The sequence below is a fragment of the Bacillus sp. FSL R7-0685 genome, from assembly GCF_038002425.1.
In the GTDB taxonomy this organism is placed as follows: domain Bacteria; phylum Bacillota; class Bacilli; order Bacillales; family Bacillaceae; genus Bacillus; species Bacillus subtilis.
In genome coordinates, this window is sequence record NZ_JBBOCN010000001.1 from 355,998 (window position 1) to 378,534 (window position 22,537).

General features: G+C 45.6%; 21 protein-coding genes and 1 pseudogene. 12 read left to right on the forward strand and 10 right to left on the reverse strand.

Going from position 1 to position 22,537, the window contains the following annotated elements; all coding sequences use genetic code 11:
* Positions 1-151 precede the first annotated feature (151 nt).
* Complete coding sequence (putR, locus tag MKY50_RS01955) at positions 152-1,387, forward strand: proline utilization transcriptional regulator PutR (RefSeq protein ID WP_003234651.1); 1,236 nt, start codon at positions 152-154, stop codon at positions 1,385-1,387.
* A gap of 36 nt (positions 1,388-1,423) precedes the next feature.
* Here putR and MKY50_RS01960 read toward each other — a convergent pair whose 3' ends face one another.
* From MKY50_RS01960 to MKY50_RS01970, 3 genes are all read right to left on the reverse strand, one after another.
* Positions 1,424-2,281: a TIGR03943 family putative permease subunit gene (locus MKY50_RS01960; protein ID WP_003234649.1), complete on the reverse strand. Its 858-nt coding sequence runs from the start codon at positions 2,279-2,281 to the stop codon at positions 1,424-1,426.
* A 4-nt stretch (positions 2,282-2,285) separates the two neighbouring features.
* The gene (locus tag MKY50_RS01965; protein ID WP_072557077.1) at positions 2,286-3,167 is read right to left on the reverse strand and encodes a permease; all 882 of its coding nucleotides are present in this window, start codon (positions 3,165-3,167) and stop codon (positions 2,286-2,288) included.
* 99 nt (positions 3,168-3,266) lie between these two features.
* The gene (locus MKY50_RS01970) at positions 3,267-4,121 is read right to left on the reverse strand and encodes an alpha/beta fold hydrolase (RefSeq protein ID WP_341116076.1); all 855 of its coding nucleotides are present in this window, start codon (positions 4,119-4,121) and stop codon (positions 3,267-3,269) included.
* 162 nt (positions 4,122-4,283) lie between these two features.
* On the opposite strand from MKY50_RS01970, the gene ffoR reads away from it, so the two are divergent.
* Positions 4,284-5,294, forward strand: coding sequence for a ferredoxin--NADP(+) reductase (gene ffoR, locus MKY50_RS01975; protein WP_029317199.1), 1,011 nt, complete (start codon positions 4,284-4,286; stop codon positions 5,292-5,294).
* A 31-nt stretch (positions 5,295-5,325) separates the two neighbouring features.
* On the opposite strand, the gene cobA is transcribed toward ffoR, so the two are convergent.
* From cobA to nasB, 5 genes are all read right to left on the reverse strand, one after another.
* Complete coding sequence (gene cobA / locus MKY50_RS01980) at positions 5,326-6,777, reverse strand: uroporphyrinogen-III C-methyltransferase (RefSeq protein ID WP_080479505.1); 1,452 nt, start codon at positions 6,775-6,777, stop codon at positions 5,326-5,328.
* Positions 6,778-6,837: 60 nt separating this feature from the next.
* Complete coding sequence (gene nirD, locus MKY50_RS01985; RefSeq protein ID WP_014475751.1) at positions 6,838-7,158, reverse strand: nitrite reductase small subunit NirD; 321 nt, start codon at positions 7,156-7,158, stop codon at positions 6,838-6,840.
* 31 nt (positions 7,159-7,189) lie between these two features.
* Entirely contained in the window at positions 7,190-9,607 is a 2,418-nt protein-coding gene (gene nasD, locus MKY50_RS01990) for an NADPH-nitrite reductase (RefSeq protein ID WP_069322355.1), read from the reverse strand.
* 120 nt (positions 9,608-9,727) lie between these two features.
* Entirely contained in the window at positions 9,728-11,860 is a 2,133-nt protein-coding gene (gene nasC / locus MKY50_RS01995; protein WP_341116078.1) for an assimilatory nitrate reductase catalytic subunit NasC, read from the reverse strand.
* 6 nt (positions 11,861-11,866) lie between these two features.
* Positions 11,867-14,182, reverse strand: a complete 2,316-nt coding sequence (gene nasB, locus MKY50_RS02000; RefSeq protein ID WP_327842816.1) for an assimilatory nitrate reductase electron transfer subunit NasB — start codon at positions 14,180-14,182, stop codon at positions 11,867-11,869.
* Positions 14,183-14,361: 179 nt separating this feature from the next.
* Here nasB and MKY50_RS02005 point away from each other — a divergent pair, with 179 nt between their 5' ends.
* From MKY50_RS02005 to zinU, 5 genes are all read left to right on the forward strand, one after another.
* Positions 14,362-15,567, forward strand: a complete 1,206-nt coding sequence (locus tag MKY50_RS02005; protein ID WP_032677544.1) for an MFS transporter — start codon at positions 14,362-14,364, stop codon at positions 15,565-15,567.
* Between the two features lie 116 nt (positions 15,568-15,683).
* Positions 15,684-16,598: a GTP cyclohydrolase FolE2 gene (folE2, locus tag MKY50_RS02010; RefSeq protein ID WP_003246378.1), complete on the forward strand. Its 915-nt coding sequence runs from the start codon at positions 15,684-15,686 to the stop codon at positions 16,596-16,598.
* Positions 16,595-17,179: a L,D-transpeptidase gene (locus tag MKY50_RS02015; RefSeq protein WP_129138115.1), complete on the forward strand. Its 585-nt coding sequence runs from the start codon at positions 16,595-16,597 to the stop codon at positions 17,177-17,179. Before folE2 ends, MKY50_RS02015 begins: the two co-directional genes overlap by 4 nt.
* Before the next feature lie 226 nt (positions 17,180-17,405).
* Positions 17,406-17,579 carry a hypothetical protein gene (locus tag MKY50_RS02020; RefSeq protein WP_250634951.1) on the forward strand — a complete coding sequence of 58 codons (174 nt, stop codon included), beginning with the start codon at positions 17,406-17,408 and terminating at the stop codon, positions 17,577-17,579.
* 27 nt (positions 17,580-17,606) lie between these two features.
* Entirely contained in the window at positions 17,607-18,800 is a 1,194-nt protein-coding gene (gene zinU / locus MKY50_RS02025; RefSeq protein ID WP_341116079.1) for a zinc metallochaperone ZinU, read from the forward strand.
* 48 nt (positions 18,801-18,848) lie between these two features.
* Here zinU and MKY50_RS02030 read toward each other — a convergent pair whose 3' ends face one another.
* Both MKY50_RS02030 and MKY50_RS02035 read right to left on the reverse strand, forming a co-directional pair.
* Positions 18,849-19,529, reverse strand: coding sequence for an amino acid ABC transporter permease (locus tag MKY50_RS02030; protein WP_341116080.1), 681 nt, complete (start codon positions 19,527-19,529; stop codon positions 18,849-18,851).
* A gap of 9 nt (positions 19,530-19,538) precedes the next feature.
* Entirely contained in the window at positions 19,539-20,402 is an 864-nt protein-coding gene (locus MKY50_RS02035; protein ID WP_009966510.1) for a transporter substrate-binding domain-containing protein, read from the reverse strand.
* A 161-nt stretch (positions 20,403-20,563) separates the two neighbouring features.
* Here MKY50_RS02035 and MKY50_RS02040 point away from each other — a divergent pair.
* The 5 genes and pseudogenes from MKY50_RS02040 (at position 20,564) to MKY50_RS02060 (ending at position 22,529) form a co-directional block, all read left to right on the forward strand.
* Positions 20,564-20,761: pseudogene (locus MKY50_RS02040) on the forward strand (formaldehyde dehydrogenase).
* Between the two features lie 19 nt (positions 20,762-20,780).
* The gene (locus MKY50_RS02045; RefSeq protein WP_341116082.1) at positions 20,781-21,236 is read left to right on the forward strand and encodes an RDD family protein; all 456 of its coding nucleotides are present in this window, start codon (positions 20,781-20,783) and stop codon (positions 21,234-21,236) included.
* A gap of 81 nt (positions 21,237-21,317) precedes the next feature.
* Positions 21,318-21,650 carry a YckD family protein gene (locus MKY50_RS02050; RefSeq protein ID WP_032724908.1) on the forward strand — a complete coding sequence of 111 codons (333 nt, stop codon included), beginning with the start codon at positions 21,318-21,320 and terminating at the stop codon, positions 21,648-21,650.
* Between the two features lie 127 nt (positions 21,651-21,777).
* Positions 21,778-22,200 carry a MarR family winged helix-turn-helix transcriptional regulator gene (locus MKY50_RS02055; protein ID WP_170939093.1) on the forward strand — a complete coding sequence of 141 codons (423 nt, stop codon included), beginning with the start codon at positions 21,778-21,780 and terminating at the stop codon, positions 22,198-22,200.
* Positions 22,188-22,529 carry a DUF3147 family protein gene (locus MKY50_RS02060; RefSeq protein ID WP_032724911.1) on the forward strand — a complete coding sequence of 114 codons (342 nt, stop codon included), beginning with the start codon at positions 22,188-22,190 and terminating at the stop codon, positions 22,527-22,529. The genes MKY50_RS02055 and MKY50_RS02060 overlap by 13 nt, the downstream gene beginning before the upstream one ends.
* Positions 22,530-22,537 lie beyond the last annotated feature (8 nt).

Below are 22,537 nucleotides of genomic sequence, written 5' to 3' on the forward strand. Positions count from 1 at the left end.
AGATCGAAAGGAGGAGGAAGGGGCTGTCCCTTTTTCCTCTTTTCTCCTTTTAAACGGCCATTTTTTTCTTTTGGAAACAAACGTATTTTTTTCTATACAAAAAGACCCCGTATGGATATGATTAAAGTAAAAAAGTATAGGAGAAAAAGGTATGGAAGAGCTTTTAGAGAGAGTTTTTTCATTTTCAGATGTTGATAAGCTGATTGATTTTATTAGCTATGAACTGCAAAAGCCAGTGATACTGGAAAGCGCGGATTTCTTTTTGTTAGCCTATAATTCTTACTATATTAACCATTTTGATTCTGCCAACCAGCAGACTATTTTTTCGAAAAAGTGTCCAGTCCAGATTTTTGAGAGGTTTCTGAAGGACGGAATTATTGAAAAATTGAAAACAGAGCCTGAGCCTTTTCGCGTCAATAAAATTGAAAGCATTGGGTTAAACCAGAGGGTGGTCGTGAGTGCAAAGCACAAAGGGGAAGTCATGGGCTACATCTGGATTCAGGAGCTGGACCAAAATCTGACGGATGAAGAGCTCGACTTTTTGTACGAGACCTCCTTCCATGTCGGGAAAATCATTTATAAAACGAATAAATTGAAACAGGAAAAGGAAGAAAAAGCAGAGGATCTCATCAAACGGGCGATCTATCAGCAATTTACCTCTGAGAAGGAACTCAGACGGGAAGCTGAAAGGATCAACACCGTGCTGCCTTCCATGTTTTCAGTTGTTATCCTGCACGCCGCAAATGGGGATGGGGAAGCGGTTGAGGATTTAAAGGAAAATATCAGGTCGTACCTGAATTTACGGGATAAGGTCAGTCATGTCTTAACGATCGAATCAAACATTGTCATCGTCGTAGCGAGTTTTTCCCAAAAAAGCTCCGTCTCCTCAGCAGCTTCTGAGTTTATTAACAAGCTGTTAACACATTTTCACTTTCAAAAAATACCTACCCCTATTTATATCGGTATCGGAAACGAATATAATCACCTATTAAAACTTGGCAAGAGCTACACAGAAGCACTTGAAGTCATCAAAGCCGCAGAAATCACCGGCAATCAGGAAAACATTCCATATGAATATGCCAAACTCGGCATTTACCGCTATTTAGAAAGCATCGAACAGAAAAATGAATTTTTAGAATACGAGAATAAAGATTTAGCTTTATTAAAAGCGAAAGACGAAGAAAGCAGCACTGAGCTGCTCAAAACCTTGGAAATCTATCTCCTCAACAACTGCAAAACAAAACCAGCGGCAGAACAGCTGTTTATTCACCAAAATACATTGAATTACCGCATCAAACAGATTACTGAGATGACGTCGATCGATTTAAGCGATTTCAGAACGCGGTGCCAGCTCTATCTCGATTTGATGCTGATGAAAAAGAAATAAAAAAGAAACCAGTACTTGTACTGGTTTCGTCTTCACTTAAAATCCTCTGTAAACATAAGGATCATCAGGTTTTTTAATGGTATTCCAGTCAGTTACTTTGACGACAGGGAGAGTTGACTTGAATGGCTGGTAATATTCTGAGGCCAGAGTGCCCTTAATGTGAATCCATTCATCATCCTTGATGTCCATGTCCTTCGGAAATTCCACAAGCATCCCGTACACGCCGGAATCAGCGATACAGTGAATGATGCCAAACCTTAATACGAACAACTGATTTTTGTTAATTGCGTTTCCTTTGTAAGCAAATCCATGGAATTCTATCGTCCGTCCGAGAAATTCACCCGGATAATTATAGATGGTTTCCATTCCTTTTAGGAAATCGTCATCGGTCAGAGAAATCTCTTTTTTGCTGGAATACTTATTAAACAGCTGTTTCATTTGTTTGTCATAGCTGTCTTGCGCGTAATAAAGGCTGGCATCAGGCCGCAAATACTGTGTTTGGGAGTAGTGATCTCCGCTCTCCATCGCCTTAAACGAGAACCCTTTTGTTTTGACTATGGATGAGTCAAGCGTTGCAATCGGGAAGAAGATGCCTGACACCAAAGGAAAAAGAAAAACAACATAAATCAAATAACGCTGATAAAATGGCTTGTTTTGTTCATGGTCATGCTCGTGATCATGGCCGCACCCGCAATCATGGTCATGGTGATGCCCGCTTTTTTCAGGCGACTTGATAAATAGATATGCTTGGACGGCGGTCAAAATGGCCAGCAGGAAGATCGCAATAAAGGATAGATAGGCATATTTCATATTGATATATTTTGTTAGATTTCCTGAGGCATGCAGATGATAAAAGAAAAACGTAAATCCCATCAGCACCAATAAACGAAACATCCAATCACCCCTTTACCAGTAGTGATCCCGCTAAAACAATCACGACAATGTATGTAATCAGCAGGAAAACAAATCGTTTTTTGAAGGCCGCAAGCATCATCAATAGATTCTTAATATCCACCATTGCACCAAAGACGAGAAAGGCGATTAACGATCCTAATGAAAACGTGCTGCTGAAGGAAGACGCGATGAACGCATCAACTTCTGAACAAAGCGACAGGACAAACGCCAGACCCATCATCACGAGGGAAGAGGATACATCATTCTGCCCGATCGCAAGCAGAGTGGATGTTTTGACATACGTCTGCATAGCGGCTGCGATAAAGGCGCCGATGATTAAATATTTCCCCACGGAGAAAAATTCATCAATGGCATGCCGCAAGGTCCCGCCCAGTTTTTGGAGCAAGGTGCCGTGATGATGATGGTGCCCGGGTTCATCAGGCTTTAAAAGCTGGGTATCCTTAAATTGATAGGATAAGATGACCCCGATGATCAGCGAAACGGCGAGAGCCAGTCCGCCTCTGTAAAAGACCACGCTCCATCTATTCCCGAACGCAATATAAGTAGAAAATAAAACGATAGGATTAATGATAGGCGCGGTCAGCATGAAAGCAACGCCCGCATGCAGAGGAACTCCCTTTAACAGAAGCCGCCTCGTAATCGGGATGATGCCGCATTCGCAGGCGGGAAATAAAACGCCGGCCAGCGCACCGAATAAAACGGCGAGAAAACGGTTTTTCGGCATGATTCTTGCAATCATTTCTTCAGAAACAAACATTTGAATGATTCCGGAAAGTATGACGCCAATCAGAATAAACGGAATGGCTTCTATTAAAATGCTGATAAAAATAGAATTCAGCTGAAGAAAAGATGATTGTGCTGTCACAATAAAACCTCCGCTCATGTTAAGCTGCCTTTCTTATGATACCAGAAAAAAAGGCACTGCTTGTTTGACGGAGGAAGGGAAAGGATCGTTTCACTTTGGTTAGGATTCCAAAAAGCCGAGTAGGATACTGTCTGTTTCTGCAGCTTCTTTTCCGAGCCAAATCAGGTGCCCCCATGAGTGAAGCAAACAGAGAGCAGCGCCACGAATGTGCTCTTTTGCATGATGTGCATGTGACAAGCCAACCAATCCATCATAAACACTTTGCATAATCAGCACGGGACATATGATGGCTTGCAGGTCTTTTAAAGAGACAGCGGCGGTTTGTGACAAGTCAATCAGAAATCCTTCACCCGAGCGCTGCCGGCTGTTCATTTTCCGAAATGCTTCTATGTCTTTTTCATCCATCAAGGACTTGATTCGCTGAAACGGAAGCGTGCTGAATTGGGGGCTCATAGCTCGAAACATCAAACGCGGGAAAGCGTTATTCAAAGAAGAAATCAGCTTCCATATCCACTTTTCCACCGGCGGGCGGAAGAGAATTCTCCCCAATTTATATTCAGTGTCTTTTGGGGTGAGCCACTCTTTGGTGACCGCGGATTGCAGGGTCAATGTATTTACTCTTTCCGGATAATGTGAGGCAAAGCATATGCCGCTCGGCCCTCCTGCTGAGATGGCGATCACATGGACACTGTCGATTTGTAAATGATCTAATAATTTCACATAGAAACGGCAGGCGTTGGCAAGACTTTTTCCAATTTCTTTTGACGTTCGTCCATAGCCGGGCCTTGAAGGCGTAATGATGGAATACCCTTGCTCAATCAACGCTGTGTATCCGAATTCCTCGTAACAATTTGAATGCCCGCCATGCATGACAAGGATGGGGGCACCCTTTCCAGCCACTGAATATTCTAGTGTATGTCCTTCGAAGGTGATCGTTTCGACTCGTCTTTTCATCTGTTTCACCCAATTGGTTTTTTCCTATTATAGGGTTTTCAGCAATTGACCACAAGGTGAAGAAATGAATAAACACAGGCTCGTGAAATATGATATACTTTGTATTGATATTCATTCTCAATTAAAATGATTTGATATAGATGTGAACGGGAGGCAGGACGGATGGCTGAGAATCAAGAGGTATATGACGTTACGATAATAGGCGGGGGGCCGATCGGGCTGTTTACTGCTTTTTACTGCGGGATGCGGGAGCTGAAAACAAAGGTAATCGAATTTTTGCCGAAGCTCGGAGGGAAGGTGTCTTTATTCTTTCCTGAGAAAATCATTCGCGATATCGGCGGCATACCGGGGATTGCGGGAAAGCAGCTGATCGAGCAGCTGAAGGAGCAGGCGGCAACGTTTGATCCTGATATCGTATTGAATCAGCGTGTGACCGGGTTTGAATGCCTAGATGACGGCACCATTGTACTGACGGGTTCTGAAGGGGAAAAGCACTATACAAGAACTGTAATTTTGGCTTGCGGCATGGGTACACTTGAGGTCAATGAGTTTGACAGCGAGGATGCGGCCCGATATGCGGGCAAAAATCTTCATTATGGAGTGGAGAAGCTCGATGCGTTTAAAGGGAAACGCGTGGTGATATCAGGCGGCGGAGATACTGCGGTCGATTGGGCTAATGAGCTTGAACCGATTGCGGCGTCTGTGACTGTCGTTCATCGGCGTGAGGAATTCGGCGGAATGGAAAGCAGCGTGACGAAAATGAAGCAATCATCGGTGCGGGTGCTTACGCCTTATCGGCTGGAGCAGTTGAACGGAGATGAAGAGGGCATCAAAAGCGTGACCGTTTGTCATACTGAGTCTGGCCAGAGGAAAGACATAGAAATTGATGAGCTGATCATTAATCATGGGTTCAAAATTGATCTCGGGCCGATGATGGAGTGGGGGCTGGAGATTGAAGAAGGAAGGGTGAAAGCTGACAGACATATGCGAACGAATCTTCCGGGCGTGTTTGTGGCGGGCGACGCGGCTTTTTATGAAAGCAAGCTGAGATTGATTGCCGGCGGATTTACGGAAGGCCCGACAGCGGTCAACAGTGCCAAGGCTTATCTGGACCCTAAGGCCGAGAATATGGCGATGTATTCCACCCATCATAAAAAATTGGTACATAAATAAAACAGCCCTTGGGGGAAAGGGCTGTTTGCCATCAGCTGTGAAGGAGTTTTTTTTCCGCTTGTTGATTTTGGATGAAAGCAAATAATTCATCCTGTTCTTGTACGGCTGTGAATCCATAAGCTTCGGCAGCTGAGTCATCACCTATACAGACGATAGGAGGCCGGCTTGCTGATGGATCCGTCGAAATGCCAATTTGTTCGCCACCATTGATCAATTGCTGAACGGACAGCTTGTTCGGGCAAATGACCATGTGCAGCGGGGATTCACTGATGGTACGCTGAATCATGTGGGTGAACCGGTCATCTATGACGTTTTCATGAGTGATATAAAACGAACAGGATTCATGCTTTTGCATGAATTCCACTGCATGGCGGCTCCCAACAACCAGAGTTTTTTCTGAATTAGGCTGAATGGCGGTGACAAGAAAGCCCCGTTTCTCAAGCTCTGTCTTTGCTTGCTCAGATGCTGCACTCAGTTTGGCTGTCAGCTGGCGGATGTCGATTTTCTGAGAAGCCAGTGCTCTGAAAAATTCACAAACTGCCCGGCGCGATGTGAAAAAAACGTCTTCAAAGGTGCCAATTTTTCGAAGAATGTCTTCATTGACAGGCATGTTTTCGGTCCGCCATTTCGGCCACTCGATGACATCGGCGCCGGAATCGCGCAGCTTGTCTGCAAGCGGGTCTTCATCTTCGCCATGAGTCACAACCATCAAATGCCGTCCGATGAGCGGTTTGCTTTCAAACCAGCTGTGTGTTTGAAAGTTGACGATGTCTCCGATGACGATAATCGCAGGGTTTGTAATCTGGTGTTCCTGCACTTTTTGCTGAATGTTCTCAAGTGTTCCTTTCACACTCCGCTGGCGGCCCCACGTTCCCCATTGGATGACAATGACAGGGACAGAAGGCGATTTCCCGTATGAAATAAGCTGCTGGCAAATATAAGACAAGTTCTTGACACCCATGTAAAAAACAAGGGTTTGAACGCTTCGGGCAAGCCCTTCCCAGTCAAGGTTCGGCGTGCCTTTTAATGATTTATCATGCGCTGTAATCATGGCAAAAGACGATGCAAAATCCCGATGCGTGACGGGGATGCCCGCATATAGCGGCGCTGCAATTCCAGAGGTGATTCCCGGCACCATTTCATAGCGAATGCCGTGCTCATGAAGAGCATCTGCTTCCTCGCCGACTCTGCCGAATACGCTCGGATCTCCGCCCTTCAAGCGAACGACGGTTAACCCATTTAATGCTTTTTCAACCAGCAGGGCGTTAATTTCTTTTTGTTTCATAAAATGGCGGTTTGGCAGTTTTCCGCAATAAATAAACTGGCAGTCCGGTGATGCAAATTCGAGCAGCTTCGGGTTGGCGAGCCGGTCATATAAAATCACATCTGCTTCCTCGAGCGCCTGTTTTCCTTTGATGGTGAGCAGGCCTGGGTCGCCGGGTCCGGCTCCCACGAAATATACGATTCCGTTCTTCATGATCATGTCATCCTTCCGTCACTGTAAAAAATGAAGGACCACTAGAAAAGTGATCCGGTCTTTTGATCAATATACGAGATAAACATGTTCTCCTTCGATCAGCGTTTCATATGTTTTGACACATCCGTGGTCAGGTTCTTGGACGATTCCGTCTTCTAAGGAAATTTTCCAGTCATGCATCGGGCAGAAAACATATTCACCGCTGACGATGCCTTCTGCCAGGACGCCGCCCTTATGCGGACAGCGGTTTTCGATGGCGCGGATGCTTCCGTCTGAAAGCTTGAAAACCGCGAGCTCCTTATCTTCAATATACACTGTTTTGCCTAATTGTTCAGGCAATTCTTCAATTTTTCCGATACATACTTTTGTTACGTCTTTGTTTACCATGTCCATTCCTCCTCAATGATTGTTTTTGTCATTATGATGTGGTCACGACATTTTCAAATAATTCTTTAGAGGTTTGTTTATCCTCTAAAAAGTCTTTCCACGGATCCTTGTGGACAGAGAGTGTTTCATTCATTCGGCCGTTCAGCTCCTGCCGCTTTTCCGGATCGTTTAACACGGATTGGACATGGGATAAACCGACGCGCTCAAGCCATGCGGACGTACGCTCCAGATAGTTTGCGGTTTCCCTGTAATATTGCAGGTAAGCGCCTGCGTATTCTAAGACTTCTTCATTTGTTTTCACCTTCATCAGCAAATCGCCGGCACGCAAATGGGTTCCGCCGTTTCCGCCGACATAAAGCTCCCAGCCTCCGTCGATGCCGACAACGCCAAGGTCCTTAATGCCGGATTCCGCACAGTTTCGCGGGCAGGCAGACACGGCCATTTTGACTTTGTGAGGCGTGTTCAGCCCTTCGAATTTTTTCTCAAGCGCAATGCCCAGTGCCATGGAGTCTTGTGTGCCGAAGCGGCAGAATTGCTCGCCTACACACGTTTTCACTGTGCGGAGCGTTTTTCCGTACGCGTAGCCCGATGGCATATCAAGATCTTCCCATACCTTCGGAAGGTCTTCTTTTTTCACGCCGATAAGATCAATTCGCTGGCCGCCTGTCATTTTCACGAGCGGGATCTCATATTTGTCAACGACATCGGCGATCTTGCGCAAATCTGTGGAGTTGGTCACGCCGCCGTACATCCGAGGAACGACTGAGTATGTTCCGTCTTTTTGAATATTGGCGTGCATTCGTTCATTAACAAAGCGGGATGTCCGGTCATCCTCGTATTTGGTTGGATTGATCATGCCTAAGTAGTAGTTCAGAGCCGGGCGGCATTTGGAACAGCCTTCTGGCGTTTTCCAGCCGAGCACATTCATGACTTCTCTTGTATGTGACAGCCCTTTGGCTTTGATTTCTTCTACGACTTCATCTCTCGACAATGTGGTACAGCCGCAAATGGATTCTTTTTGCGCTGACGCATCAAAGTCTGATCCGAGCGTATGCTGGAGGATTTCTTCTACGAGTGGCTTACAGCCTCCGCATGAGCGGGATGCGCCGGTGCATGCTTTGATTTCGTCCGTTGACGAGCAGCCCTTTTCCTGTATGGCTTGAATAATCGCACCTTTTGACACGCCGTTACAGCCGCAGATGATTTCATCGTCGCTCATCGCTGCGGTTATGCTTGTGCCTGCTTCCTGGCTGAGGGGCTGTAAGATTGATATTTTAGAGGTTTCAGAGATATCGGCTTCTTTTTGAATCATAGAAAACAGGCGATTGCCTTCGCTGCTGTCGCCGAATAAAACAGCACCGACAATTTGATTGCCTCTCAGGACGATTTTTTTATAGATGCCGTCCTGCTCATCGAAGACTTTAATCGCTTTTTTCTCCTCTGATTCGTTAAAGTCACCGGCAGAGAAGACCTCGACGCCTGATACCTTTAACTGTGTGGAGAGAACGGAGCCCTCATACGGTTTTGTTTCGATGCCGCACATATGCTTTGCCAGCACTTTTGCCTGTTCATACAGCGGCGCCACAAGCCCGTAGGCGATTCCTCGGTGCTCGGCACATTCGCCGACCGCGTAAATGTGCGGGATTTCAGTCTGCATATAATCGTTGACGATGATGCCGCGGTTAACCGGAATGCCGCTCTCGGCCCCGAGCGTTGTATTTGGGCGGATGCCGACAGCCATGACGACTAAATCAGCTTCAATGCTTGTGCCATCCTTGAATCGGAGGCCTTCGACACGGTCGTCACCGACAATTTCTTCTGTTTGCTTTTCAAGTAAAAAGGTCATACCTTGTTTTTCTAACTCGTTTTGCAGCAGGCGTCCTGCCGTTGCATCAAGCTGGCGCTCCATCAGGAATGGGGCAAGGTGGATGACGGACACGTCCATGCCAAGATTCAGCAGTCCGCGAGCTGCTTCCAAACCAAGAAGTCCTCCGCCGATGACGGCAGCTTTTTTATATTGTTTTGACGCGGCGAGCATTGTGTCTGTATCTTTTATGTCCCGGAAAGCTGTGACGCCTTTTTTGTCTGCGCCCGGAATCGGAAGGATAAAAGGGACCGAGCCTGTCGCCAGGATCAATTCATCGTAAGGCTGGATTCTGTCTGCATCTGTGATGACTGTTTTGTTTTCCGTGTCCACTTTGATGACTGTTTCATTTGTATACAATTGAATGTTGTTTTCTTCGTACCAGTCCCAATCGTTTAACGTAATATCTTTAATATCTGTATCGCCTTGAAGCACTTTTGACAAAAGGATTCGGTTGTAATTGGGATGCGGTTCGGCACCGAAAATTGTGATCTGAAACTCGTCTTTAGCAACACTCAGTATCTCTTCAATGGCCCTTACCCCGGCCATTCCATTACCAACAAGAACTAGCTGTTTTTTTCCCATCAGATGATCCGCTCCTTATCAATGTTTTTTCCAGCGTAGCACAGCAAAAAGGAATATTTAAGATACATGTTATAAAATGTAACAAAATATACGAAAAGTTCTAAAAATTTTATGAAAAATTTAAATAGGTCTGATTCGGACGGCGCATACCTTAAAACCGGGCATTTTACAGACTGGATCTAAGGCTTCTCCGATTAAATCATTCACATTTTGAGCGTCTGCCCAATGGATGGGAACAAAAACAGTATCTTTTCTGATTTGTTCTGATAATTTGCTGCGGACGGTGATGCTTCCCCGCGGCGATTCTATTTTTACCAGTACACGGTCCTCGATATTGTAGGTCGCTGCTGTTTGCGGATGGATTTCCATAAACGATTCAAAATGTCTCGCGGCAAGGGCGGCGCTTTTTCTTGTTTGGACGCCTGTTAAGTAGTGAGACATGACTCTGCCTGTCGTTAAATAAAGCGGATAATCGGCTGTTGGCTTCTCTTTTGGAACAGATGGTTCGTTTGGAATCACACTTAATGCCGCTTTTTGATCCGGATGAGCAAATGATTCTGTAAACAAGCGCCCAGTTCCGGGATGATCAGATTCCGGACACGGCCAATGAATGCCGCCTTCACGTCTGAGCCTGCCGTATGAGATGCCTGAATAATCGGCAATCCCGCCTCGGCTCGCTTCTCTCAATTCATTGAAAATATCCTCCGCTGACGTATAAGAAAAGTAGCGGCCCTTGCCGAGAGCGGATGCGAGATCACAAATGATCTGCCAATCATGCTTTGCTTCGCCGGGGCATGGCCGGCTTGCTTCTCTTAATGTCACGCGTCCTTCTACATTTGTCATGGTGCCTTCATCTTCTAAGTAAGAGGAGGCAGGTAAAATCACATCTGCGTATTTCGCAGTCTCAGAAATAAACAAATCGATTGCGACAAAGAATGTCAGTCTTCTTAAAGCCTTTTTCACGAGATTTGCATTTGGACTGGAAACAGCAGGGTTGGAGCACATGAGGAACAGTCCTTTGATGTCGCCGTCATTGATTTTTTCCATCATTTCATAGGCTGAGACACCTTTTCGCGGGAGTTCATCCTGATGGATTCCCCACACTTTCGCAATATGCGCCCGGTGTTCTTCGTTTTCGATAGAACGGTAGCCTGGAAGCTGATCGGCTTTTTGGCCATGCTCTCTGGCGCCTTGCCCGTTGCCTTGTCCGGTGATCGCCCCGTAGCCCGAGTAAGGTTTGCCGATTTTTCCTGTGATCAGCACCATGTTTAAGAAGCCTTTCACAGCCGCTGTTCCATCGGTTTGCTGTTCAATCCCGCGGGCTGTAAACAGCATGCCGGACGTTTCCTTGGCAAACTTTACAGCCGCTTTTCTTATATCCACCAGGGGGACACTCGTCTGTTCGGCGATGTCATTCAGGTCCAACGAGTCAGTATGCTGCTTCAGCTCTTCGAATCCATTTGTTCGTGATTGAATGAAATCCTCGTTTATAAGCTGTTCGTCGATGATGATTTTGACGAGACCGTTGGCAAGGGCGGCGTCTGTGCCGGGTTTGATTTTCAAATGAAGATCGGCGATTTTTGTTGTCGCTGTTTCACGCGGATCAATGGCAATGATGTAAGCTCCGTTTTCTTTCGCTTTTTCAAAATATGGCATAATCGTAGGCTGGCACTCCGCGATATTGGTGCCGGCCAGAATGATCACACGGGTGTGGGGAATGTCTGATAAGGGATTCGTTAAGCCTCTGTCCGCGCCGAATGTTTGGTTGGCTGCGGTTGCTGCGGCGGACATACAAAGCCTCCCGTTGTAGTCGATGTATTTTGTCTGTAAGCCCACCCGTGCGAATTTCCCTAACAAATACGCCTCTTCATTTGTAATCGAGGCGCTTCCGTATACCGCCATAGCGTCATGGCCGTGTTCTACTTGTATCATTGTCACTTGGTCTTTAATGTAATTCAGTGCTTCTTCCCAGGAAACAGGCATAAACTCGCCGTTTTTCTTCAGCAGCGGGCGGGTGATGCGAGAGGAGTTCAATGCATGCTGGTGAGCATTCATGCCCTTCATGCATAGCCGGCCCTGTGTTGTAGGATTATCAATCCCGATCGCAGTGTACTTTTTGCGTGTGACGATGGTTTGTTCCACGAGCTGCATATTGCACTGCATGCTGCAAAACGGGCATTGGGTGTCATATGTTTTTTCAGATTGGACGTCTTGTTGTTTATCACGGAAATATCTAAGCAGTCGTTCAGTCAAAATGCCTCATCCTTTCTTATATGCGCTCGTCTCTACAGTCGGGTTTTGAATCAGTGACAGATCTGTTTGGAGGTTTTCCAGCAGCTGTGCCCTTAGGTCTTCTTCGAATAGCACTTCTCTGATATGAACGATCCCGAGACGGTCTATCCACTGATGAACTGCTTCTAAGTAATGAGCCGTTTCCCGATAATACTGGATCAGTCCTTTGATCATGCCGGCAGTGCTGTCTTCGTTCTCAGTCACGCAAAACAAAGCTCCTGAACGGGCATGAGTTCCCCGGACGCCGCCGATGTGAATGTCCCAGCCAGCTTGTGTCCGAATTGCGCCGACATCTTGCAGGGCGGCATCGGTGCAGTCTGTTTCACATGATAAGCTGATAGAAATGGGAGCGGGTAAGGGAAGCATCTCAAGTTGTCTTTCGATTTGAGCTGCCAGCTGCTGAATCGATCGATTTTGCCCGCATGTACATGCTTTGATGCTTTGCAGCGCGTGTCGGTGTTCATTAGTGTAAACGGGCATTTTCAGGTCTTTTTTCATGTTCGGGAGATCCGCAGGCTTGATCCCGGAAAGCTTCAGCCTTTGGCCGTGAGTGATGGATACGTCGGGAATGCTGTATGCCTCAATGATGTTGGCGATGGTTCTTAGCTGCTCCGCGTTTGTCCGCCCGCCGTACATTTGCGGAATCAGGATGCATGTCTCTTCAGTGGCTGGCTCAGGCTGGACAAACCCAGGGTACAGCATTTCCAGATAGTATTGAATCGCAGGAACACAAGTACTGCATCCGTTTTTTGTTTTCCAGTCAAGCTGGTTCATCACTTCTGCCGGATTAGTGAATGGCCTGCGCTGAAGCTCAGCGATGATGTCGTCTTCTGTAAAATCAGTACAGCTGCAAAACGAAGGTGTGCTGGCGGGCTTCGTATATTCGCTGTTGGTCATGTATCTCAAAAGGTCTTCAACGAGCGGTTTGCATCCTCCGCAGGACCCAGTGGCTTTGGTGCAGTGCTTGACTTCCTCAACAGTTGTTAAGCTATTCGTGTGCACCGCGTCTTCAATCGCGCCTTTCGTCACTGTGTTGCATTGGCAAATCGTTTCACTGGAAGGCATGGATTCAAATAAAGGGCCGCTTGTCTCCGGTTCGATGATCTGCTTTTTGACAATGGAGATGTCTCGTTGTTTAAGCAGGCTGTCGAGAAGCCGCTGCTTGTCACGGGTGTCTCCGAATAAAATAACGCCGGCCAGTTTGTCATCTACAAAAAGCGCTTTTTTATAAACGCCTGCTTGTTCGTCGTAGATTTTGATGCTCGTCGTGCGTTCATCCTCTTGGATCTTTCCTGCTGACCACACATCGATTCCAGCTATTTTTAACGCCGCAGATGGTGCTGAGCCTTGATATTCCTCACATGGAACGCCGCAAATATGACTGGCGAGCGCTTTTCCCTGCTCATAAAGCGGAGCCACCAATCCGTACACCGTTCCGTTATGCTCAGCGCATTCACCAACGGCGTAGATATTCGGTTCGCTTGTCTGCATGAAGTCATTCACGATGATCCCGCGGTTCACTTTGATTCCAGCGGATACAGCCAATTCAATATTCGGTTTGACGCCGGCCGCCATCACAATCAAGTCTGCTTTTAATGAAGAGCCATCTTTAAAATGGATTCGGTCTGCCTTCGTGGCGCCGGAAATGGAGACGGTGTCTTTCTCCAAAAGAAAGGTTAGGCCTTTTTGTTCCAGCTCTGTTTGCAGCAGCCGCGCCGCTGTTTGATCGAGCTGTTTTTGCATAATGCCGGCGGAGTGGTGAATGACGCTGACATTCATACCGAGATGCTGTAAACCGACTGCAGCTTCCAGTCCTAATAAGCCGGCTCCGATTACCGCAGCCTTTTGAAAGTGCTGGGCCATCTTCATCAGTGCTTGGCAGTCTTCTATTGTCCGAAATCCATAGACACCTTTTTTGTCTGCCCCGGGGATAGGGAGAATATGAGGGGAGGAACCTGTTGCCACTATTAATTTGTCATACGACAGAGTGCGTTTCCGATCTGTGATGACCTGCTGCTGATCTGTATCAATCTGAATAACCGTTTCGCCTGTGTAAAGCGTGATCCCGTGCTTGTCGTACCAATCCTTGCTGTTCAGTGTAATATCATCGAGTGACGCTTCACCCTGCAATACAGAGGATAAGAGAATGCGATTGTAATTGGGATGCGGCTCGCTTCCGAAAATGACAATCTCAAACATGTGGCGATTCAGCTTTAATACTTCTTCAATACAGCGGATTCCGGCCATGCCGTTTCCCGCTAACACCAATCTTTGTTTCTTCATGTATCAGACCTCCTTTGGCGAAGCTCGTAAGTTTTCTCCTATTAAAAATTATGTCACAATGCATTGTTAACGCATTAAACGTGTCACAAAAACTTACACATGTCTTTTCCAGAAAATAATGGTCCTATATCCTTGATTCAGAAAATGTAAAATAATGAGGGTCTAGAAAGGGGAATCTTATGAAGCTGTCGGAACTGAAAACTAGCGGTCATCCACTCACTTTGCTCTGTTCCTTTTTATACTTTGATGTCAGTTTTATGATATGGGTTATGCTTGGGGCGCTGGGTGTTTATATTTCTCAGGATTTTGGCCTGTCTCCTTTTGAGAAAGGGCTTGTCGTAGCTGTGCCGATTTTATCTGGATCTGTGTTTCGTATCATTCTTGGTATTTTAACGGACAGAATCGGACCGAAAAAAACGGCAGTGATCGGGATGCTGATGACGATGATTCCGCTGCTTTGGGGGACATTCGGCGGCCGTTCCCTGACTGAGCTGTATGCCATCGGGATTCTGCTTGGCGTGGCGGGGGCAAGCTTTGCTGTAGCGCTGCCTATGGCCAGCCGCTGGTATCCGCCTCATTTGCAGGGACTTGCGATGGGGATTGCCGGAGCGGGGAACAGCGGCACGTTGTTTGCAACCCTGTTTGGCCCTCGTCTGGCAGAGCAGTTCGGCTGGCACATTGTCATGGGAATTGCGCTAATTCCATTATTGATCGTCTTTATTCTTTTTGTATCCATGGCAAAGGATTCTCCTGCACAGCCGGCTCCGCAGCCGCTCAAAAGCTATCTGCATGTGTTCGGGCAAAAGGAAACATGGTTTTTCTGCCTGCTGTACAGCGTCACATTTGGCGGATTTGTCGGGCTCTCAAGCTTTTTATCTATTTTCTTTGTTGATCAATACCAGCTGTCAAAAATTCACGCGGGCGACTTCGTTACATTATGTGTGGCGGCGGGGAGCTTTTTCCGGCCTGTCGGGGGCTTGATTTCGGATCGTGTCGGCGGCACGAAAGTTCTTTCTGTATTGTTTGTCATCGTGGCACTGTGTATGGCCGGAGTCAGCAGCCTGCCATCTCTTTCAATGGTCATTGTTCTATTGTTTGTCGGAATGATGGGGCTCGGAATGGGAAACGGCGCAGTATTCCAGCTCGTGCCGCAGCGTTTCCGCAAAGAAATCGGCATGGTGACGGGAATCGTCGGTGCGGCCGGAGGAATCGGAGGGTTTTTCCTGCCGAACATCTTAGGATCTCTCAAACAGATGACAGGCACATATGCTATCGGTTTTATCACGTTTTCCTGTATCGCGCTGCTGGCGTTTGCACTTGTGCTTGCCGCAGGCTATTACTGGCGGAAAAGCTGGAGCGCGGAAAGCAGCCCGGCGGATGTTTAGGATTTTGACGGACACGCGTTTGTGCGTGTCTTTTTTATTTTCTCTTGATTTTCAACAGTGAACCGATCAAAATAAATAGTAATTATTACGATTTGTTAGTGAGAGGAGTTTTCTGAATGAATCAACATACGCTGCTCCCGAAAAAAACGGAGCGTCTTCAATACTTTGGATCGGTCAGTCCGATCAAAGGCGAGAAACCAGTGGAAAAAGAGAAAATGAAGGACCTGCAAAATATCAGGAAGGATTATTTTTTTGACATTCAGCATGTAGGTGTCGCTAATGTGTCCCATCCAGTCACAATCACTTCTGCCATGATGCCTGCCGAGCAAACAACGGCTGCGAACTTTACAATGACTTGTAATTTGCCGAGAAATCAGAAGGGGATTAACATGAGCCGGTTAACAGAGCTGCTGCAAGTCTATCATCAAAATGGCTGGATTCTCTCATTTTCCTCTCTTCAGCAATTTACGAAAGAGCTTGCAGAAAACATGGACACATCATCTGCCACAGTTGAAGTGAGGTTTCCGTGGTTTTTCGAACGGAAAAGCCCGAAGCTTGAGAAAGCGGGTTTGATGCATGCTGATATATTCATGTCTGTCACCTATCGCAAAGATCAGCCGTTTAAACAGCGTGCCGGCATCTCAGCAAAAGTAACGACTCTGTGCCCTTGCTCCAAGGAAATCAGCGAATACAGTGCCCATAATCAGAGGGGAACGGTCAGCATTTGGGCGGATATTCACCCGGCCGCATCGCTGCCAAGTGATGTTAAAGCTGATTTGCTTCACGCCGCAGAATCAAATGCTTCTGCGAGACTGCATCCGGTATTGAAGCGGCCTGATGAAAAAGCCGTGACAGAAACGGCCTATGAAAACCCGAGATTTGTTGAGGATCTCGCCCGGCTGATTGCTGCAGATTTGTTTGAGCTTGAATGGGTGTCAGCCTTTGAGATTGAATGCCGAAATGAAGAATCGATCCATCTTCACGATGCCTATGCGAAGCTGTGTTTTTCGAAGGAAGTGGATAAAATATGAAACTCTCATTATTCATTATTGCAGTTCTTATGCCAGTCAGCCTGCTGTCAGCCTGCTCCGATCATGCAGAAGAACACGCAAGTATCAATACAAAGAAAACGGTCGAAAACATAACGGACGTTCGAAAAACAGCAAAAACAAGCATTGATTGGACGAAGCCTTCGGGCGGAGAATACCCGGATATTAAACAGAAGCATGTCTGGATTGATGTGAATGTGAAGGAGCAGAAGGCTTACATCAAGGAAGGAAGCAACACTATCTATACAATGATGATCTCTTCTGGTCTTGATCAAACAAAAGATGATGCTACGCCAAAGGGCACCTTTTATGTAGAGCCTGAACGGGGAGAATGGTTTTTCTCCGAAGGATACCAGGAAGGCGCAGAATACTGGGTATCATGGAAAAACCACGGCGAATTTCTATTTCATAGTGTGCCAATGACAAAGGATCAAAAAGTCATCAAAACGGAAGCAGAAAAACTAGGAACGAAAGCATCTCACGGTTGTATCAGGCTGACCATTCCAGATGCGAAATGGATATATGAAAATATCCCTGAACATACAAAAGTGGTGATCAGCTGAATTGAAAACCGTTGACAAAAAGGAAAAAAGACCATACAATTTAAATCGTAACCATTACGTTTTGTGATAAATGGCTTATCATTGTCTGTATCTGTGAAAAGCGGAAAGGCTAAGGATCTTGCCCCATGAAGCGTCTCTTGAAAACTGGAAACGAAACCCAAGCTACTTTCTGATGAGATATTTGCGCTTTCCATCGGTTCAGCAACGCAAGTGGAGCGATTGCTTTATGCAAGCTGCGGTTTTCCGAATGTCGGCAAGGGGCAGGGATTTGCGATGGGGAAAAGGATTAAACGCGGTTGGAGCCTTTACTGATTTAGAAATCGGGTGGCAGCGAGAAATGAGCGCGAAAAGCTGCTCTACACCATTGTACATATGGCGAAGTATACAATTTAAATCGTAATCATTCTATTTTAATGGAGGCACTGTTATGAAAAAAATTCCGGTTACCGTACTGAGCGGTTATCTAGGTGCGGGAAAAACAACATTGCTGAACAGCATTCTGCAAAATCGCGAAGGCTTGAAAATAGCGGTTATCGTAAACGATATGAGCGAGGTGAACATTGACGCGGGCTTGGTTAAGCAGGAAGGGGGCCTTTCCAGAACAGATGAAAAGCTTGTGGAAATGTCAAACGGCTGCATTTGCTGCACGCTTCGCGAAGACTTATTAATTGAAGTTGAGAAGCTGGCAAAAGACGGACGGTTTGATTATATCGTCATCGAATCGACAGGAATCAGCGAACCGATCCCGGTGGCCCAGACTTTCTCTTATATCGATGAAGAGATGGGAATCGATCTTACAAAATTCTGTCAGCTGGATACGATGGTGACGGTTGTTGATGCCAACCGTTTTTGGCATGATTATCAGTCAGGCGAAAGCCTTCTGGACCGCAAAGAAGCATTGGGGGAAAAGGATGAAAGAGAAATCGCCGACCTCTTGATCGATCAAATTGAGTTTTGCGATGTACTGATCTTAAATAAATGTGATTTGGTCAGCGAGCAAGAGCTCGAACAGCTTGAAAACGTTCTTCGTAAACTGCAGCCAAGAGCCAGGTTCATTCGTTCCGTCAAAGGAAATGTAAAACCGCAGGAGATTTTGCATACAGGGTTATTTAACTTCGAGGAAGCGAGCGGATCGGCCGGCTGGATTCAAGAGCTGACGGCAGGCCATGCGGAACACACCCCGGAAACAGAAGAATACGGTATCTCTTCATTTGTATATAAGAGACGTTTGCCGTTTCATTCTACACGATTTTACCGTTGGTTGGATCAAATGCCAAAGAACATGGTTCGGGCCAAAGGAATCGTCTGGTGCGCATCTCATAACAACCTTGCTTTACTGATGTCGCAAGCAGGTCCGTCGGTTACGATTGAGCCTGTATCTTATTGGGTGGCGGCACTGCCGAAGCTTGAGCAGGAGCAAGTCAAACAGCAGGAGCCGGAAATCCTGGAGGAGTGGGACCCGGAGTTCGGCGACCGCCTAACGCAGCTAGTTTTTATCGGAACTGACCTGGATGAAGAAACGATCACGAAAGAGCTTGATCAATGCCTGCTGACTGAGTATGAATTTGATTCCGACTGGTCGCTGTTTGAGGACCCGTTTAAATGGAAGCTGAATCAATAGAAAAAAAGCCGTCCCATGGGGAGCGGCTTTTTTTAATGAAACGTTTGTTTAAACATAATGAGCGTATTTTTTCTCAAGGATATTCTGAAAGACCGCGGCAATGGAGCAGATGGCCCAATAAATGAGAGCGGTCAGAATATACATGGTCATATAATCAAACTCTCTGCCCCCGATGATTTTCGCATGCTGGAGCAATTCCGGCACTGTAATCATCGCAGCGAGAGAGGACGCCTTGATTAAGTCGAGCAATACATTGGCAAGCGGAGGCAGCGCAATACGTATCGATTGCGGAAAAATGATGCCCCTCATCGTCTGCCAATAGGAAAGACCCAGCGAGGATGCGGCTTCCCACTGTCCTTTTTCGACGGATGAAATGGCTGAACGGTTAATTTCCGCAATGTAGGCGGCGCTGTTTAGGCTAAAGCCGATTAAAGCAGCCGTGACAGCGGAAAATTCAATGCCGATATAAGGAAACCCGAAATAAAGGATAAACAAAATCACCAAAATCGGAACGCCCCGCATAAATGAGATATAGAGCTTCGCCGGCCATCTTAACAAAGCAAGCTTAGACATTCTGGCGAGTGATATGAACAGGCCGATCACAGTTCCCGCAAACATGCTTACAAAAGAGATGAGCAGTGTATACCCAATGCCTTTTATGACATAAGGGAACGATTCAATAGCCAGCTTCGTGTTGAAAATATATTCCCATTGAATGCTATTGATCATGGCGTCCGATTACAAATCAACGTCCTGAACGTCGGCATCAATTTTTTTTGATACATCTGCTTTATTGAAGAATTGTTTCGACAGTTTAGTCAAAGAGCCATCCTTGCTCATCTCTTTCAATGCTTCGTTCATCTTTTTCTGAAGTGCCGCATTGCTTTTTTTCATGACAAGGGCCTGTTTGTTCGGCATGTACTTGATGTCAGGATGAATTGTAATGTTGAGATCCGGGAATGCCGCGAGCGCAAGTGTCTGCAGGTAATAGTCGTTTAAAATGACGTCAGTGCGTCCGTTGGCAACATCTTTTAAATATTGCTCATTCGTCGCATTATCATAAATCACTTCTTTGGCGCCGTATTTTCTCGCGACCTCCATGTAGACGGTTGTAGCCGCGCCAGCCGCTTTCTTCCCTTTTAAATCCTTGAGCGTTTTAATCCCTGATAAATCGTCTTTTCGGACAATTGCCGTGCCGTATGAATATTTATATGGAGTGGAAAATGCGAACTTCTCCTCACGGTCCTTCGTCACATCGATGTCATTCGCGGCTGCGTCAACCTGTCCGCTGTTCACCGCTGTCAGCATCCCGTCAATGCCCATCTCCTTGAACTCAACCTTCAGCCCCAAGCGTTTTGCCGCTTCACGAACAACTTCAACCTCGTAGCCCGTCAGCTTATCAGAGCCAGAGTCAGTATCGTGATAAGAAGTGGGATAGAGCGTACCTGATGTAGCGACTACGATTTTCCCTTTATCCTTAATCTGCTCCCAGCCTGTATCCTTGGAATCGGCTTCATTTTTGCCGGAACAGGCTGCCAATATAAGAAAGAAAGCCATTGTGAAACTGAATATAACGGCTTTGGAATGCATGAATGATTTCACCTATAGTTCCCCCAATCTGTTAATCAACTAAAAAGATAGCATTGAACATAAGGGGTTGCAATATGTTGATCGCGTTTTCAAAAAGTTCGAATTGTGTATACAAAAGGCATGGATGGGTGTTTAAAAGCGTCTATGAAGGGAAGAGGTGATGAAAAAAGGAGTTGTCCAAGGATGAATGCCAGACGTACCAAGGAAACACATGTGGACGTGAAGGATGCAGGTGATCCGTCATTCATCTATGCCAATACCGTAAGAAATGGTCAAGAAGCATGAAATCGATCTTCAGAATAAATTAAAGTCTTGCTGATGCCCCTAAGGCATATGATATATTCGATGAGAAAGAAAACGGAAACATTTAAACCATAATGGGGGAGTCAAATGAACATTTACAAACCAGCCGGATTTTGGATCAGACTTGGAGCTGCATTGTTAGACTACATTATAGTCTCCGTGCCTCTTTTGCTGATCTATTGGCTGATTACAGGAAAAGACCCGAATGACAGCATGTTCATCAGTTTGGTTGTTCTGCTGTACTCTATTTTGCTGCCGGTGTTTTGGAGCGGATACCTTATCGGAAAAAGAATCTGCGGAATCAGAATCGTAAAAAAAGACGGATCACAAGTCAGCCTGTTAACAATGTTTTTACGGGTTATTGTAGCCGGCCTGTTTTACGGTATAACCTTCGGACTCGGCTTGATCGCCAGCCTGATTCTGATTGCCGTACGAGAAGACAAACGGACCCTGCATGATTTAATCGCGGGAACGTATGTCACTTATTCGACACCAGGTGAAGAAGAACTTAATGCTGACGAAGAGATTAGAAAGAGCGAATAATGGTTCGCTCTTTTGATTTTTATGCATAAAAAATACAAGGCAGCAAAACATATGAAAAATAGGATTGGAGGAATAAACTGGATGAAACGAATAACCATCAACATCATCACAATGTTCATTGCAGCGGCTGTCATTTCTCTGACCGGTACAGCTGAGGCCGTTGAAAAACAGCAGCAGCCTCCCGCAAATGTTACACTGACAGATCAGCAAAAGAAAGAGATTGAACAACTGGAAGCAGAGATTCTTAAAAAGCGCAAAGACGTGATCTCAAAGTATGTACAATATGGTGTCCTGCCTAAAGAAAGAGGAGAACACATCAAAAATCACTTGGACAAACACTTTGAAATGATGAAACAAAACGGCTTTGTTCCAAAGCACCATCCTCATCCGCATAAATTTGAAAAAAGACATTAAAATGGTAAGCATCCAATTGGAATTGGGTGCTTTTTTATTGTTAAAAGTTACTGAATGAATTTTCTGGAAAAATATATCGCTTTTGTTGATTATATCTTATAATAAGATATAAATGGGGTGTATAATGATGGAAATGGATTTAATCTCTAAACTTAATCAGCAGTGGACAGATATTTATTATTTATTACATTATCAACATAAAGATAATATTTCTCACCAGGCAATACGGATTATGCAGCATATTGAAAAGCAAGGTGAGGCGACAATAGGAGCTTTGGCTGAATACTTGTCTGTCTCTCACAATACAGCGTCAGAGCATACTAAACGTTTGATTCAAAAGGGATTTATAGCTAAACGGCGAAGTCAACAGGATGAACGAAAAGTTTTAGTTTTCTTAACACAAGAAGGAAGATCTGTTCTTGAACAGCATACACAGCTAGATAAAGAGAAATTAAAAGAAATAATTGAACGAATGAGCACATCAGAAAAGAAATTACTTGAACAGGCATTTGAACTTTTAAGTAGGGAAGCTAAACAATGGCAGTTTTAAGTAAAGTAATCATCTCTGCGTTGATTATCGGTTTTGTTACTGAAATATCAAAAAGACATCCGACCTATGGCGGCATCATTGCTGCTTTGCCCTTGGTCAGTTTATTAAGCCTTTTTTGGATGCAAATACAAGGTGAAAAAACAGCTCAATTAAGTCAATTTGCATCTGGTGTGCTTACAGGAATCCCAGCTACAGTTTGTTTACTAGCTATTTTGGCTTTTTTGCTGAAAATTCATGTGCCGTTTTGGTTTGCATTATGTGTTGGAATACTAGGATGGGCTATGTTTTTATGGATGCAGAAGATCTTTCTCAATATATTATTTAACTGAGTATAGAA